The 15,142-nt window shown below is 74.1% G+C and carries 13 protein-coding genes; 7 read left to right on the forward strand and 6 right to left on the reverse strand.

The window, feature by feature from the left end:
* Positions 1-184: 184 nt before the first annotated feature.
* Complete coding sequence (locus HCC61_RS16195; protein ID WP_169136395.1) at positions 185-1,420, forward strand: glycosyltransferase 87 family protein; 1,236 nt, start codon at positions 185-187, stop codon at positions 1,418-1,420.
* Here the strand turns inward: HCC61_RS16195 and HCC61_RS16200 are convergent.
* Entirely contained in the window at positions 1,348-3,024 is a 1,677-nt protein-coding gene (locus HCC61_RS16200) for a DNA repair helicase XPB (RefSeq protein ID WP_346777231.1), read from the reverse strand. The genes HCC61_RS16195 and HCC61_RS16200 overlap by 73 nt on opposite strands.
* A 225-nt stretch (positions 3,025-3,249) precedes the next feature.
* On the opposite strand from HCC61_RS16200, the gene HCC61_RS16205 reads away from it, so the two are divergent.
* Entirely contained in the window at positions 3,250-3,741 is a 492-nt protein-coding gene (locus tag HCC61_RS16205) for a hypothetical protein (protein ID WP_169136174.1), read from the forward strand.
* A gap of 93 nt (positions 3,742-3,834) precedes the next feature.
* On the opposite strand, the gene HCC61_RS16210 is transcribed toward HCC61_RS16205, so the two are convergent.
* Entirely contained in the window at positions 3,835-4,206 is a 372-nt protein-coding gene (locus HCC61_RS16210) for a DUF4326 domain-containing protein (RefSeq protein WP_169136175.1), read from the reverse strand.
* The gene (locus HCC61_RS16215; RefSeq protein WP_169136176.1) at positions 4,203-6,752 is read right to left on the reverse strand and encodes a helicase-associated domain-containing protein; all 2,550 of its coding nucleotides are present in this window, start codon (positions 6,750-6,752) and stop codon (positions 4,203-4,205) included. Before HCC61_RS16215 ends, HCC61_RS16210 begins: the two co-directional genes overlap by 4 nt.
* A 96-nt stretch (positions 6,753-6,848) precedes the next feature.
* Between HCC61_RS16215 and HCC61_RS16220 the strand changes: the two genes are divergently transcribed.
* The 4 genes from HCC61_RS16220 to HCC61_RS31225 all read left to right on the forward strand — a co-directional run bounded on the left by HCC61_RS16220 (position 6,849) and on the right by HCC61_RS31225 (position 10,529).
* A complete protein-coding gene (locus HCC61_RS16220; protein WP_169136177.1) occupies positions 6,849-8,024 on the forward strand; it encodes a hypothetical protein in 1,176 nt (391 codons plus the stop codon).
* Positions 8,025-8,143: 119 nt separating this feature from the next.
* The gene (locus HCC61_RS16225; protein WP_169136178.1) at positions 8,144-9,064 is read left to right on the forward strand and encodes a carbon-nitrogen hydrolase family protein; all 921 of its coding nucleotides are present in this window, start codon (positions 8,144-8,146) and stop codon (positions 9,062-9,064) included.
* A 46-nt stretch (positions 9,065-9,110) separates the two neighbouring features.
* Entirely contained in the window at positions 9,111-9,797 is a 687-nt protein-coding gene (locus HCC61_RS16230; protein WP_277349065.1) for an HAD hydrolase-like protein, read from the forward strand.
* A gap of 348 nt (positions 9,798-10,145) precedes the next feature.
* Positions 10,146-10,529 carry a cold-shock protein gene (locus tag HCC61_RS31225; protein WP_070019891.1) on the forward strand — a complete coding sequence of 128 codons (384 nt, stop codon included), beginning with the start codon at positions 10,146-10,148 and terminating at the stop codon, positions 10,527-10,529.
* Positions 10,530-10,600: 71 nt separating this feature from the next.
* Here HCC61_RS31225 and HCC61_RS16240 read toward each other — a convergent pair whose 3' ends face one another.
* From HCC61_RS16240 to HCC61_RS16250, 3 genes are all read right to left on the reverse strand, one after another.
* The gene (locus tag HCC61_RS16240) at positions 10,601-11,560 is read right to left on the reverse strand and encodes a 1,4-dihydroxy-6-naphthoate synthase (RefSeq protein WP_169136180.1); all 960 of its coding nucleotides are present in this window, start codon (positions 11,558-11,560) and stop codon (positions 10,601-10,603) included.
* Positions 11,557-12,222 (reverse strand): futalosine hydrolase, encoded by a 666-nt coding sequence (locus HCC61_RS16245; RefSeq protein ID WP_169136181.1) that lies wholly within the window; start codon positions 12,220-12,222, stop codon positions 11,557-11,559. Before HCC61_RS16245 ends, HCC61_RS16240 begins: the two co-directional genes overlap by 4 nt.
* A 148-nt stretch (positions 12,223-12,370) precedes the next feature.
* Positions 12,371-13,765: an MFS transporter gene (locus HCC61_RS16250; protein ID WP_169136397.1), complete on the reverse strand. Its 1,395-nt coding sequence runs from the start codon at positions 13,763-13,765 to the stop codon at positions 12,371-12,373.
* A gap of 365 nt (positions 13,766-14,130) precedes the next feature.
* Here HCC61_RS16250 and HCC61_RS16255 point away from each other — a divergent pair, with 365 nt between their 5' ends.
* On the forward strand, positions 14,131-15,093 hold the full coding sequence (locus tag HCC61_RS16255; protein ID WP_169136182.1) for a DUF3027 domain-containing protein: 963 nt from the start codon (positions 14,131-14,133) through the stop codon (positions 15,091-15,093).
* Positions 15,094-15,142: the final 49 nt, after the last annotated feature.

Consider the following 15,142-nt stretch of genomic DNA (forward strand, 5'->3'; position numbering starts at 1 on the left):
CGGCGGGACCGGCGGGAGCACCGGCTGGAGACCCGGCGAGAGCACCGGCGGCAGGACCGGCGAGTGCACCGGCTGGAGAACCGGCGGCAGGAGCGGCACACGGGGCGGGACGCTCGCCGCCGCGGGGCTTCTCGCACTCTCGCTCGCCGCGCTAGCCGTGCTCTGCGCCGTGCAGCGCTACCCGATGGCGGACCTGCTGGTCTACCGCGCGGAGGGCGCGGCCGTGGCAGGCGGGCGCGACCTCTACGGCTTCACGGTCACCGCCTGGCATCTCCCGGCGACCTATCCGCCGTTCGCAGCCCTGCTGTTCGTGCCCACGGTGTGGCTCTCCCCCGCCGTCACCAAGGTCGCCTTCCTCGTCGGCAACGCCCTTCTGCTCGCGCTTCTCGTCCACCTCTCGCTGCGCCTCGCGGAGGACGTCCCGTACGAGGGCGCCCGCGACACCCATCACGGCACCCCGCCCGAAGCGGAGCCCAGCACCTCGCCCGGCTCGGAGCCCGGCGCCCCGCCCGACGCGAAACCCGGGGTCCCTCGTCGCACCCGCCGCTGGAGCCGCACCGCCGTGCTGCTCGCCGTCACCGCAGTCGCCCTGTGGCTGGAGCCCGTCTTCCAGACGCTCGTCTTCGGCCAGATCAACCTGCTGCTCGTCTGCCTCGTCCTGTGGGACATGGGACGCCCCGACGGTGCCCGCGCCAAGGGCCTGGCCGTCGGCGTCGCCTCCGGCATCAAGCTCACGCCCGCGGTCTTCGCCGTGCACCTGCTGCTGACCGGACGGGTACGCGCGGGCCTCACCGCGCTCGCAGGCTTCGCCGGCACGGTGCTGGCCGGAGCGCTCGTACTGCCGTCCGCCAGCTGGGAGTTCTTCACCCGGCGGGTCTTCGAGACGGCGAGGGTCGGCAAGGCGTGGATCGTCGACAACCAGTCGTTGCAGGGGCTCGTCGCCCGGCTCGCGCACACCGCGGACCCCGGCCTGCTCTGGCTGCTGCCCGCCGCTGCCGCCGCCGCGGGCGGCCTGGTGCTGGCCCGCCACGTGCACCTGCGGCACGGGCAGCCCGCGTGGGCGCTGATGGTCAGCGCGTTCACGGCGCTGCTCGTCTCCCCGATCAGCTGGTCCCACCACTGGGTGTGGTGCGTGCCGCTGCTGGTGCTGCTGGCGGCCGAGCGGGCACGGCTCGGAGCCGGCCAGGGCGCGGTGCTCGCGCTCGCGGCGGTCTTCTCGGCCCGCACGCTGTGGCTCGTACCGAAGCACGGCGACGGCGATCTGCGGCTGGCCTGGTGGCTCCAGCCGTTCGCCTCGCCGTACGCGCTGCTGACGCTGGGCCTGCTCGCCGCGGCGGCCGTGCGCTGCTACTCGGTCTCGCTGTCCGGCGCGGCCTCGGGCTGGGCGGTCAGCAGGTCCTGGGAGTCGACGATGCGGTAGGCGTAGCCCTGTTCGGCGAGGAAGCGCTGCCGGTGTGCGGCGAAGTCCTGGTCGATGGTGTCCCGGGCGACGACGGAGTAGAAGCGCGCCTCGTGGCCGTCGGCCTTCGGACGCAGGATGCGGCCCAGCCGCTGCGCCTCCTCCTGGCGTGAGCCGAAGGTGCCGGAGACCTGGATGGCGACGGTCGCCTCCGGCAGGTCCACGGAGAAGTTGGCGACCTTGGAGACGACGAGGGTGCTCAACTCGCCCGTGCGGAAGGCGTCGAAGAGCTTCTCGCGCTGCTTGTTGGTGGTGTCGCCCTTGATGACGGGCGCGCCGATGTGCTCGCCCAGCTCGTCGAGCTGGTCGATGTACTGCCCGATCACCAGCGTCTGCTGGCCCTCGTGCCGCCGCACCAGCGCCTCGGTCACGCGGCGCTTGCTGTCGGTGGTGGCGCAGAAGCGGTACTTCTCCTCGGTCTCGGCCGTCGCGTACGCCAGCCGCTCGGAGTCGGTGAGGCTCACCCGCACCTCGACGCAGTCGGCCGGCGCGATGTAGCCCTGCGTCTCGATCTCCTTCCACGGCGCGTCGAAACGCTTCGGGCCGATGAGGGAGAAGACGTCCGACTCCCGGCCGTCCTCGCGTACGAGCGTCGCGGTCAGACCGAGGCGGCGGCGCGCCTGGAGGTCCGCGGTGAACTTGAAGACGGGCGCCGGCAGCAGATGCACCTCGTCGTAGATGATCAGGCCCCAGTCGCGGGAGTCGAACAGCTCCAGATGCGGATAGACGCCCTTCCGCTTCACCGTCACCACCTGGTACGTGGCGATGGTGACAGGCCGGATCTCCTTGCGGGTGCCGCTGTATTCGCCGATCTCCTCCTCGGTGAGCGACGTACGGCGCACCAGCTCCGACTTCCACTGCCGCGCCGCGACCGTGTTGGTGACCAGGATCAGCGTCGTCGCCTGCGCCTGCGCCATCGCGCCCGCGCCCACCAGCGTCTTGCCCGCGCCGCAGGGCAGCACGACCACGCCGGAGCCGCCGTGCCAGAAGCCCTCGACGGCCTGCTGCTGGTACGGGCGCATCGACCAGTCGCCCTCCTCCAGGGCGACGGGGTGCGCCTCGCCGTCCACGTAACCGGCCAGGTCCTCCGCGGGCCAGCCCAGCTTCAGCAGCACCTGCTTGATCTGCCCGCGCTCGGAGGGATGCACGGCGACGGTGTCCTCGTCGATCCGCGCACCGGTGAGCGGCTGGATCTTCTTCGACCGCAGCACCTCCTCCAGCACCGGGCGGTCGCTGCTCTCCAGCACCAGCCCGTGCGAGGGGTGCTTGAGCAGGCGCAGCCGCCCGTATCGCGCCATCGTCTCGGCTACGTCGACGAGCAGGGCGTGCGGCACCGGGTACCGGGCGTGCGCGACGAGCGCGTCGATGACCTGCTCGGCGTCATGCCCCGCGGCACGTGCGTTCCACAGGCCGAGCGGCGTGAGGCGGTAGGTGTGGATGTGCTCGGGCGCCCGCTCCAGTTCCGCGAAGGGAGCGATGGCGCGGCGGCACTCGTCCGCCTGCTCGTGGTCGACCTCCAGCAGCAGCGTCTTGTCGCTCTGGACGATCAGCGGCCCACCGTTCACTCGTGCTTCCTCCGTCTCGCGCGCCGTTCGCTCCGGGTGCGTCCGGGTCAAACGTCCAGTGTGCCCCATGGGTCCACACGGGCGCCTGCCGTGCGTGTGGCCACGCATGAGGTGCAAGCGCCTATACGGTTATACGTCCGCACACAAGGTGTAGTGGTCCGTATGAGATGCGTGACCGTTTCCGAGGGGCGCGTTGAACGGAACTGACGAAGGAGAGCGACCGGGATGGCGACGAAAGTTGCGGTAACCGGGCACATGGAGCTGTCCGAGGAGACGGTGCCGCTGGTACGGGCGGAACTGGAGCGCCTGCTGCGGATGTTCGAGCCCTCGGGGCTCGTGGGTCTGTCGTGTGTGGCCGCGGGCGCGGACTCACTCTTCGCGGAGTCGGTCCTGGCGGCGGGCGGACGGCTGGTGGCGGTGCTGCCCAGCCGCGACTACCGGCAGGCCACCGTGAAACCGGAGCACGCGGAGACCTACGACCGGCTCACCGCGGCGGCGGACGAGGTGATCGTGCTGCCGTACGCGAACGCCGACCGCAAGGCCTACGAGGCGGCGAACGCGGTGCTGCTGGAGCGCGCCGACCGGCTGGTCGCCATCTGGGACGGCCAGCCGGGCTCGGAGGAGAAGGCGGGCACGACGTCGGACATCGTCACGGGGGCGCGGAACGCCGGGCTCGCCGTCGACGTCGTGTGGCCCGCGGGCGCCTCACGCGGCTGAACGGACCCCCACCACACGAACCCCCGCCACACGAACCCTCACCACCCGACGACCCAGCACCCCCTTCCGGAGGCTCCGGGAGGGGGTGCCTCTTCAACCGCCGCCGCCGGGGGTGCTTCCCGCCCCGGGGCCGTCCCGTTCCCCGAAGTCGGCCTCGGCGTCCGCGAGTTCGGCGATCACTTGTGCGTGGCACGCCTCGGGGACGCACCAGCAGCCCAGCCTGCGGCCGCGTAGCTCCGGCAGCAGCGCGAGCAGGTCCTCGCGGCCCAGCAGATGCGCGCGGTATCTCTCCAGGACCTCGTCCCTGGTGCCGTCGCGCCCCGGGCGGAAGGGGCTCGCCAGCGGCGAGCCCTCCAGGTGCCAGCCGCCGCGGTGCATGGGACGGCCGACGTAGACGACGTCGGCGAAGCCGGGGTCGTCGCGGTGGCCCTTGAGGTTCACCACCGTCGTGGGCCGCCGTTTCACGCCAGTTCCGCGACGCCGGTGATCCGGTGCAGCGGATATGTGCGGACCTCGTCGGCGGTGTGGTCGTACGCCGTGACGAGTCCGCCCTCCACCTTCACCGGTGCGATCACGCGCCGGCTGGCGGCGCCGTCGGCGTTGACGTAGCCGATCCACAGCGCCTCGCCCGACACCGCCGCCGAACGCATCGTGGCGATCGTGTCCGCCGACGTCGTACGCGGCAGGGGCCCGCCGGAGGCGTCCTGTGTCTTGGGCCCGCGCCCCGGCGGCCTGGCCGCCCTGGTCTCCGCGTTCGCCGCGTGGTCGCCGGCCCTGATAGCCCGCACGGCGGCGGTCAGCAGCGCCGCGTCCGGCACGGGCGGCCCGTCGGGCACCGGCTCGGGCGGGGTGCGCGGCGGTGTGCGGTGGGCGTCGGCGCGGGCGATCAGCACATCGCCCTCAGCGGACTCGGCGGCCGGTGCGTACCCCATCTCCCGTAGTTTCGCGAGCAGTTGGTCCGGCGGCAGCGGCGAGGCGAGCACCGTGGGCGCGAGCAGCCGCAGCCGCATCGGCGCCGAGCGCCTGTCGGCGGTGATCTCGGTGAGCAGCGCGTCGTCGTCGCAGCGTACGTACGAGGACGCGGCGCCGACGCGCAGCCTGCCGTGCCTGCGGGCGACGTCGTCCACGAGGTAACTCAGCGGCTGCGGCACGGGAGTTCGCGAGTGCGCGGCGAGAAACGCGTGGATGTCGCTCGCGGTGCGGCCCGCGTCGAGCGCGCGGCGCACGGAGCCCGGCGTGAAGCGGTACACGGTGGCGCCCCCCTTGGACTCGACGTCGGCCAGGACGTCCAGCATGGCGGCGAGCGGGCGCTGAAGCGGGCCGGGCGCGACCGCCGTCAGATCGGCCTGGAGCAGGATGTGGTCCAGCGGCTCGGGCAGGAGCGGCGCGAGGCGGCCCGCGGCCCTGGCCGCGGCGGCCTCCAGCTCGGCCGCGGTGCGGCTGCCGCCGTCCGGCGCCACCAGTTCACGCGCGTACGAGGCGAGCGCGCCGCGCCCCGTCAGCCCCAGCAACTCGGCCTCGTGCAGGGCCCATTCGGCCAGCTGCGTGCGCAGGTCGCCCGAAGCCGCCCCCGCCGCGCCGCCGGTGCCGCGCAGCGGGCGCTCCCAGCGCAGCCGCTCCAGGACGGAGTGGCGCGTGGGGGCCGAGCCGGGTTCGAGGGCGGCGAGCAGCTCCAGGGTGCGGCGGCGCACATCGGCGGCGAGGCCGCGGTCGAGGCCCTGGCCGAGCGCGGCGAGACCGCGTCCCTTGGCGTCGCGGGTGCCGACCAGGCCCGGTACGCGGGTGCCGTGCAGCCAGCGCAGCACGATCCGGGACCAGCGCTCGTGCGCGGGGCGGGCCAGCCACTCGTCGTAGGCGGGCGTCGGCGCGTACCCCTCGTCGGGCTCGCTGTCGGACGCCGACAGGCCCGCGGTGTAGGCGAGTTCGACCCAGAAGGCCGCCGTCGGCTCCGGCAGGTCGAGCGCGGCGGCGCTGCGCTTGAGGTCCCGTACGCCGAGGCCGCCCGCGCGCAGCACGGACGGCGGGTCGCTCTCCCAGTCGGACAGCAGATCCTCCAGCGTGCCGAGCGCGGCCAGCGCCTGCCCCGCGGCCGTCTCGTCGACGGCCTCCGGCGGATACTCGCGGCGCACCGCGGGCGGCGGGGCGAGCGGCTCCACGTCGCGGTGCGCACGCCCGCCGCGCAGATGCAGGGCGACCTCGCGGGGCAGCACGACGGTGCGCGGCGCGGTCCGCACCAGCAGCCCGCGGTCGAGCAGCCAAGTGACGGGCGCCGAGGGCATGTCGCTCTGCACGGATCCGTACGGCGGCCCCCAGCGCAGCCTGTCGAGCATCGCGAGGGATTCGACGGGCGCGCCCTCCAGCAGGGCGTCGGTGCGCTCGCGGTCGGCGAAGAGCGCGGAGAGGGCTGCCAGCGCGCTCACCGGGTCGTGCGTCCCGGGCAGTCCGGCGTGGGCGAGGATGTCCTGGAGCCGGCCCGGCGACATCCCGGCGGTCGCCTCGGCGAGCGTCGGGCCGAGACCCGTGGGCGACGGAGCGGACGGGGACGGAGTGAGCAACTCCCTTGCGGTGCGCACCAGATGGAGCCGGTCGTCGTCGCCCCACAGCAGCGCCTGCTCGCGCAGGGTGCGCAGGGCGCGGGACAGTTCGGCGGCGACGGCCTCGCGGGTGGCGGCGCCCGCGGGATCCGCGTAATCCGTGTCCGGGCCGCCCGTGTCCGCTTCCGGGTCGCCGGCCAGCAGCGCTTCGAGCGTCCCGTACGGGCACGGGTCGGGAGCCACGGCGATGGCCTCGGCCGTCTGGAGCGCGAACCTGTCCAGCCTCTCCACCGCCCGCACGACGGAGGCACGGGTGCCGGCGCGGGTGGCGAGCTGCGTGAGGTCGTTGGGGACGGGCGAGAGCAGGTCCGGGCGGGTGCGGAGCAGCTCGGCGAGCGCCGCGTCGTCGCGTGCGCGCAGATCGTCGGCGAGCGTACGGGGTGCGGCGCCGCTGCCGCCGCTGTGCTCGGTGCTCATCCAGCCCACGTTAGCGCGGGCCGCGCAGGGTAACGTCGGGGACGAGCCTGGCAACGGCAGGGCAGGCGCCAAGGGCTAGCAGTCGTTGGGGAATTGGTGGGGATCGAGAGCGACAAGCTCGTATTCGATTATCTGAGCCGGATCGGCGACCTGGCCCACAGCACGCCGATGACGGCCGCGGAACGGGCACGCCTGGTGAACGGCCTGCGCGGCGAGATCGACCGGATGCGGGCCGAGCAGGCCGGCGTCGAGACCAAGGCCGGGGTGAAGAAGATCCTCGCGCGGCTCGGCAAGCCCGAGGAGGTCGTGGCGGCGCGGGGCTCGGGCGGCTCCGGGGCCTCCGGTGACTCCACCGGTTTCGGCGGGTCCACCGGGTCCGGCGGTTTCGGTGGTTTCGGCGGATCCGGCGCTTCCGGGGCAGGCGGCGGCTCCGGCCCCATCGGACCGGGCACTGGATCGCGCACCGGATCCGATGGCGAACCCTCCGGCAGGATCCCGAAGATCTCCCTGCGCAAGCGCCCCTCCGAGCCTCCGGCGCCCGCCGCCCCCACCGCCTCGTACGGCGCCTCCGCGCCCCATCTCGCGGGCATGGACGAGCTGGGCCCCGAGGAGTCCGACCCGGACTGGTGGCGTGTCGACCCCACTCCGTACGGCGACGGCGGCGGCAGCCGTACGTTCGGGGAGCCGGTGCCCGGATTCGTGGGCGGAATCGAGCTGCCCGAGCTGCTCAAGCCGCCGCCCGGCGGCGGCGAGGAGGGCGAGCAACGCCCGGCGGGCGCCCGCCCGTTGAGCCCGGTTCCGGCGGCGCGCAAGGCGCCGGACGACGAGACCGTCGAGGAAGACGCGGCGGGCGGCGTCGGTGCGGGCGCGGCGGGCCGCGCCCGGCGGCTGTGGCCCGGGCGTGCGCGCCTCGCGGGTGCCGGCCGTCGCGCGGGCGGCGTCGTGGAGTGGGGCGCGGCCGTGGTGCTGGTGGCCGGTGCCGTCTCCGGCTCGCTGATCGCGCTCGCCGTGGGCTGGCTCGCGGCCTGGTGGTCGCCGCGCCTGCGCCGTACGGAGGCGAAGTGGGCCGCGGCGGGCATGCCGGGACTCGTCGCCGCGGGCACGGCCGTGTGGCTGTGGGGCCGGGCCGAACGACGGTGGGGCGAACCGCTGGCCGAGGGCGGCAAGGAGCTGGGCCGTGCGCTCACGGAGGCGGGGCCCGTGGTGCTGCGCGTCGCGGCCGTCGCCAGCGCGCTGTTCCTCGTCTGGCGCGCCCGGCGGCCCCGGGCGTGAGCACGTCGGAGGACGCCCGCGCAGAGCCCGTACGAACCGCGCCGATCGCTTGAGGCAGCGCTCACGGCGGGCTTCGTGGCGGTGCGCGCGGGTGTGGCCGCCGTGGGACGCTGAGCGTCATGGCTCAACTCACCGTGGCGACCTGCCAGTTCCCCGTCGACGCCCGCATCGACAGCAACTGCCGCCATGTCACACGCCAGTTGAGACACGCGAAGGAACAGGGCGCGGACATCGCGCACTTCCCCGAGGCCGCCCTCTCCGGCTACGCGGGCGTGGACTTCGCCGATCACCGCGGATTCGACTGGGAGTTGCTCGAATCCTGCACCCGGCGCGTGATGGAGCTCGCCGCCGAACTGCGGCTGTGGGTGGTGCTCGGCTCGGCGCATCCGCTGACCGGGGACCACAAACCGCACAACAGCCTGTACGTCATCGACGACTCCGGTTCCCTCGTCGACCGCTACGACAAGCGCTTCTGCTCCGGCGACCCCGAGGCCCGCACCGGCGACCTGGCGCACTACACACCGGGCGACCACCCGGTCGTCTTCACCGTCGGCGGCGTCCGCTGCGCCACGCTGATCTGCTACGACTTCCGATTCCCCGAGCTGTACCGCGAGTACAAGCGGCAGGGCGTGCAGCTGGTCCTGCACTCCTTCCACGCCGGGCACATGTCGCCCGCCAAGCTCGCCGCCATCCGCGAGGCGATCGGCGAGGACGTGCTGCGCCTCAACACGGGCGACACGTACCCCGGCATCACGATGCCCGCGACGATGACCGCCGAGGCGGCGGCGAACCACGTATGGATCAGCTGCCCCAACTCCTCGGCCAGGGAAAGCTGTTGGGGTGCCTTCTTCGTGCGCGCCGACGGCGTCACCACGGGCCGGCTGCCGCGCAACCGCTCCGGCGTGCTGATCTCCACGGTCGACACCGAAGCCCCGCTGTACGACTCCACCCGGCACTGGCGCGCACGCGCGATGGACGGAGTGCTCAACAGCGGTACCACGGTGCGCGATCCGCGCTCCGAGCAGCGCACCCGGCTCTAGCGGGGGCGGCCCGCCCGGTCCGGCGCCGCGGGGCAGAATGGCCGATATGGCTTCGTACGACCAGCATCCTCCTGCCGCCCCGCACGGCACGGGCGCCGCCGGACTCCCGGTCCCCACCGTCGGCTTCGACCTCGACATGACGCTCATCGACAGCCGCCCCGGCATCGAGGCCACCTACGAGGCACTGTCCGCCGAGACCGGCACGTACATCGACTCCGCGCTGACCGTGACCCGCCTCGGGCCGCCCCTGGAACAGGAGTTGGCGCACTGGTTCCCCGACGGCGACATCCCGTGGGCCGCCGACCGCTACCGCGAGCTGTATCCGCGGTACGCGATCGAGCCGTCCCCCGCGCTGCCCGGCGCCCGCGAAGCCGTCGCCGCCGTACGCGAGGCGGGCGGCCGCGCCGTCGTCGTCACCGCGAAGCACGAGCCCAACGCCGGGCTCCATCTGGCACATCTCGGCATCGAGCCCGACGCCGTTGCGGGATGGCTGTGGGCGGAGGCGAAGGCGGAGGCGCTGCGGGAATTCGGCGCGAGCGTGTACGTGGGCGACCACACCGGCGACGTACGCGGAGCCAGGACCGCGGGCGCGCTCTCCGTCGCCGTGCCGACCGGGCCCTGCGACGCGGACGAACTGCGCGCGGCCGGTGCCGGAGTGGTACTGGAGGGCGGCCTGCCCGACTTCCCCGCCTGGTTCGCCCGCCACTGCTCGCGCTCGCGGAACGCGGGCTGAGCGGGGCCCGTTGTGACCCCTGTGGCCTGGGCGTAGTTCCGGGCCGGGCGGCCTTGCGCAAGCGCCGCTGAAGGGCTCGGCCGACGCGGGACGGCCCCGCCGGATCGTACGAGAAGATCACCGGGCCGGGACGTTTCAGTGTTGACGAAGCGAGGGTAGATCGGTGGGCAATACGGAGGACGCGGAGGAACCGCTCGGCGCCATATGGTCACCGGGCACCGGGGATTAGCCTTGGTGTGAGCGGGTCATTCGGCCCGCTCAGCTTGCTCTTCGGAGCCAGATTCAGAAGAGATCACAGGTTTCAGGACGCAGCCGAGGCTGCCCGGCAGTACGAGGACGAGGACAGACGTGCCTACCGGCAAGGTCAAGTGGTTCAACAGCGAGAAGGGCTTCGGCTTCCTCTCCCGCGACGACGGCGGCGATGTCTTCGTGCATTCCTCCGTGTTGCCGAGCGGAGTGGACGCGCTGAAGCCCGGCCAGAAGGTCGAGTTCGGCGTCGTCGCCGGGCAGCGCGGTGACCAGGCCCTCTCGGTGAGCGTGCTGGACCCGGCTCCCTCGGTCGCGGCGGCGCAGCGGCGCAAGCCCGACGAACTGGCCTCCATCGTCCAGGACCTGACCACGCTGCTCGACGGCGTCGCCCAAGGTCTGGAGCGCGGCCGTTACCCGGACAAGCAGCACGGCCGCAAGATCGCCGGCATGCTGCGGGCGGTAGCGGACCAGCTCGACGTCTAGGCGGTGTCCGGCCGCCGTCCGGCCACCGCGCACCGTCCGCCGCGCACCGGCCGCCGGGCCGGGCCGGGGCGCTACGGTCGCGGCGGGAAGGCGAGCGCCTCCTCGGGGAAGGCCGGCACCAGGCCCTCCGCGGCGGCACGGGTAAGCAGCCCCCGCACCGCGGCGATTCCGTCCTCACCGAGGTCGGCGGTGAACTCGTTGACGTAGAGCCCGATGTGCTGGTCCGCGACGGACGGGTCCATCTCCTGTGCGTGCTCCAGCACATACGGGCGGGACGCCTCCGGGTCCGCCCAGGCCGCCCGCACCGATTCGCGCGCCGCGTCCGCCAGCCGCAGCAGCATCTCCCGGCCCAGCGAACGGCGGGCGACGATCGCGCCCAGCGGGATCGGCAGGCCCGTGGTGTGCTCCCAGTGCTCGCCCATGTCGGCCAGCTTGTGCAGCCCGTACCGCTGGTATGTGAAGCGCGCCTCGTGGATGACCAGTCCCGCGTCGACCCTGCCGTCCCGCACGGCCGGCATGATCTCGTCGAACGGCAGCACCACCACCTCGCCCACTCCGCCCGGGACTTGCTCGGCCGCCCAGAGGCGGAAGAGCAGATACGCCGTGGAGCGTTCGCTCGGCACCGCGACCGTCCCGCCCTTCAGCGAGACCCCCTGGGTGCCGGATGCCTCGGTGGCGCCCCCGGCGAGCGGCTCCCGGGTCAGCACGAGCGGACCGCAGCCGCGGCCGAGGGCACCGCCGCAGGGCAGCAGGGCGTACTCACCGAGCACCCACGGCAGGATCCCGTACGACACCTTCAGCACGTCGCCCTCGCCGCGCTCCGCCATGCCGTTGGTGATGTCGATGTCCGCGAACGTGACGTCGAGCGGAGGGGCGTCCGGCACCCGGCCGTGCGCCCAGGCGTCGAAGACGAAGGTGTCGTTAGGGCACGGGGAGAAGGCGATGCTCAGCGGGGCCTCGGCGGAATCCCGGCCGCCGTCCCTGCCGTCGGTGCCCCTGTCGTCCGTGCTCCTGTCGTCGGTGTCGCTCATGGCTCCCATGCTCGCAGCACGGGCAGCATCGCCGCGCAACCGGTCCCCAGGGCCGACAGCGCCTCCGGGATCCGCCAGGCCGCACGGTCGCGCGGGCCGACGGGATTGGAGACGGTGCGCAGCTCCATCGCCGGTACGCCGTGCAACGCCGCCGCCTCGGCCACCCCGAACCCCTCCATCGCCTCGCCGACCGCGCCCGGGTGGCGGGACGCCAACTCCCTTGCGCGGGCGGCCGTTCCGGTCACCGTGGAGACCGTGAGCAGCGGTCCGGACGCAGCGCCCGCCGCGTCGGCCACGTCCCGTACGAGCGCGGGCGGCGGACGGTGTTCCGCCCGGCCGAAACCCAGATCGGCGACGGACGCGAAGCCCTCGGGGGTGGTGGCGCCGAGGTCCGCGGCCACGATCGACGAGGCGACGACGGTGCCGCCGAGCGGCTGCCCGAAGCCGCCGGCGATGCCCGCCGAGACGACGAGCGTGAAGGGCGAGCCGGAGGAGGCGGCGCGGGCGAGGGCGGTGGCAGTGCGGGCAGCGGCGGCGGCGGGACCGACTCCGGCGGCGGTCACCTCGGTTTCCGCGTTCTGTCCGGCCTGCTCCAGGCCCGCCGTCACGGCGTCCCGTTCGGCGGTCACGGCAGTGACGATCAGGATCCGCGCTGGGGACATGGCCGCAGGCTACCGGCGCGCGGATGCCCGGGCGTCCACGGCCTCCGGTGTGCGCGAGGGCTCCGGTGTGCGCGAGGGTTCCGGCGTGCGCGAGGGCTCCGGGTGCTCGCGAAGTCCGGCGGGGGTCACCCGCGAAGTCCGGTGCGGGTCAGGCGACGCGCGGGTGCGGGGCCCCGCCTCTCGCGGCCCGCAGCAGACCGCGTACGGAGAAGACCGCGCCGGCCGCGATCACCACCGCGCCCGTCGCCATCCCCAGCGGCGCGACCAGCGGCAGCGAGATGCCCAGCCCTCCGCCCACGACCCACGACATCTGCATCAGCGTCTCCGAACGCGCGAACGCGGACGTACGCACCTCCTCCGGCACGTCCCGCTGGATCAGCGCGTCCAGCGACAGCTTGCCGAGCGCCTGCGAGATGCCCGCCGCCGCGGCGACGACCGCGGCCGTGACCGTTCCGTAGAGCACCGCTGCGGCGACGGCGGCGCCCAGAGCTCCGGCCAGCACCACCGCGATGATGACCTCGGGGCCGCGGGCCCTGAGCCAGGCGCCGATCGCCGTGCCGAGCGCGTTGCCGCCGCCCGCGGCGACGGCCACCAGCCCGAGCGAGAAGGCGCCCGAGAGACCGGTGAGCGGCTGGTCGCGCAGGAGGAAGGCGAGGAAGAAGGTGAGGAAGCCGGACAGGCCGCGCAGCGCGGAGTTGGCCACCAGCGCGCTGCTGACGGACGGGCTCACGGCCCGCAGCCCGGGCCGCTTGCCGTTCCCGTACCCGGTGCCGTCTCTGCCTCTCTGCCCGGTGCCGCTCCCGAACTCGCTTCCGGTTGCCCTGCCGTGGTCCCGCGCGGTGCGGGGGCGTGCCGGGGCGAGCCGCGCCTTCCGCTCGCCCTTCGCCGAGTCGACCCGGCCGTTCAGCGAGAACGACAGGAACATCCCCAGCGCGAACACGGCGAACGCCCCGTACAGCGGCAGCGCCGCCCCCAGCTGATGCAGCACCGCGCCGAGCGGCGCGGCCGCGCCCGTCGCCACCAGCCCCGCCAGCGTGACCCGCGAATTCGCCTTCACCAGCGAGAACGTCGGCGGCAGCAGCCGCGGCACCACCGCGGAACGCACCACCCCGTACGCCTTCGACGACACCAGCACCGCCAGTGCCGCCGGATACAGCTCCAGGCCACCGGTTCCCACCGCGCCCGACAGCGCCAGCGCGAGCAGCGCACGCGCCAGCATCGACGCGGCCATCGCGGCCCGCCGGCCGTGCGGCACCCTGTCCAGCAGCGGCCCGATCACGGGCGCGAGCAGCGCGAACGGCGCCATCGTCACGAGCAGATACAACGCCACCCGGCCACGGGCCTCGCCCGTCGGCACGGAGAAGAAGATCGTCGAGGCGAGGGCGACCGTGATCAGCATGTCGCCCGCCGAGTTGACGGCGTGCAGCTCGATGAGCCTGCCCAGACCGGACTCCCCGGCCCCCTCGCCGTGCGTGAAGCGCCGCAGGCGGCGGGCCACCGCCGCGGGTGGCCGTCGCACGGCACGCGCGGCCCCATGAAGCAGACGACGTGCGCGTCCCTGCCCGGCAGCCACGAGCTTCAGTCTGCCCCAGGTGCGGGGACGGATGCGGACAGTCCACGCCGGTCGGGCGGCGGCCGGGGGCGGGGGCCGCCCGCCGCTGCGCCGGTACGGAATCCCTCCGGGAGGGCTCGCCGAATCCGTGGGGTAGCGTGGTCGCCGGTGCGCTCCCCACGGCCCCGAGCGGGGCGCGGACGTTCGCAGCGGCTCCCAGGTCCCGCTCCGTCCGCAAACCGAGCGGCTCCCCGCCGAAGGCAGGGCAAGGGAACCGTCCCCGTGGCGGCCGCCGTACGGGAGTGCACGCCGGAAAGGCGCTATGGCGTAGGAGACACGATTCTTGTGAGTGCAGCATGACCGCCGCGACGCGGAGCAGCCGTACCCGCCGAGCCTCTGCCCCGGACCGGCTCTGCGCCGAAGCCGTCGCACTCGCGCGCGAGGCCGTCGAGGCCGCGGCCGGGCCCGGGGAGGTCGGCGACCACATCGAGGTCGTCGCCGACGGGGACCGCGTCGTCACGCACTATTTCGAATGCCTGGAGTGGGCCTACCGCGGCTGGCGTTGGGCGGCCACCCTGACCCGCGCCTCACGCGCGAAGGCGGTCACGCTGGACGAGACGGTGCTGCTGCCCGGGCCCGACGCGCTGCTGGCCCCCGAGTGGGTCCCGTGGAGCGAACGGCTCCGGCCGGGCGACCTCGGGCCGGGGGACCTGCTGCCGACGGAGGCGGACGACCTGCGGCTCGTGTCGGGCGGTGCCGGTGGCGCCGGGGGCGCCGACGGTTCCGGTTCTGGTTCCGGTGCCGGTGCGGGTGCCGATGCCGATGTCGGGGGTGATGCCGGCACGGAGGCGGAGGGTGCCGCCGGTCCCGCCGAGGCGGTGGCGACGCCCGAGGTCGAAGAGGTCGCCGAGGCGGTGGACGCCGACCTCGAACCGGGTTCGCCGAGCGAGATCGTCCCGCCGCCCGAGCGCGGCGCGATCACGGCAGTCGCGCAGGAGCTGGGCATGGGGCGCCGTCGCGTCCTCTCCCGGTACGGGCTGGAGACGGCCGCCGACCGCTGGGACGAGGAGTACGGCGCGGGCACGCCCATGGCACAGTCCGCACCGGCGAGCTGCGTGACGTGCGGCTTCCTGATGCCGCTCGCGGGGTCGCTGCGGCAGGCGTTCGGGGTCTGCGCCAACGAGTACAGCCCGGCGGACGGCCATGTGGTCTCCCTGACGTACGGCTGCGGTGGCCACTCGGAGGCGGCGGTCATGCCGAAGCCGCCCCAGCCGCCGCCCCCGGTGATCGACGAGACGCGGGCGGACGAGCTGTCCTGAACACCCGGGCGCGCGCGTCCGGTTGGCTTCCGGCTCCGGGCGCGGGCCG

This window comes from Streptomyces sp. HNM0575 (assembly GCF_012726265.1).
In the GTDB taxonomy this organism is placed as follows: domain Bacteria; phylum Actinomycetota; class Actinomycetes; order Streptomycetales; family Streptomycetaceae; genus Streptomyces.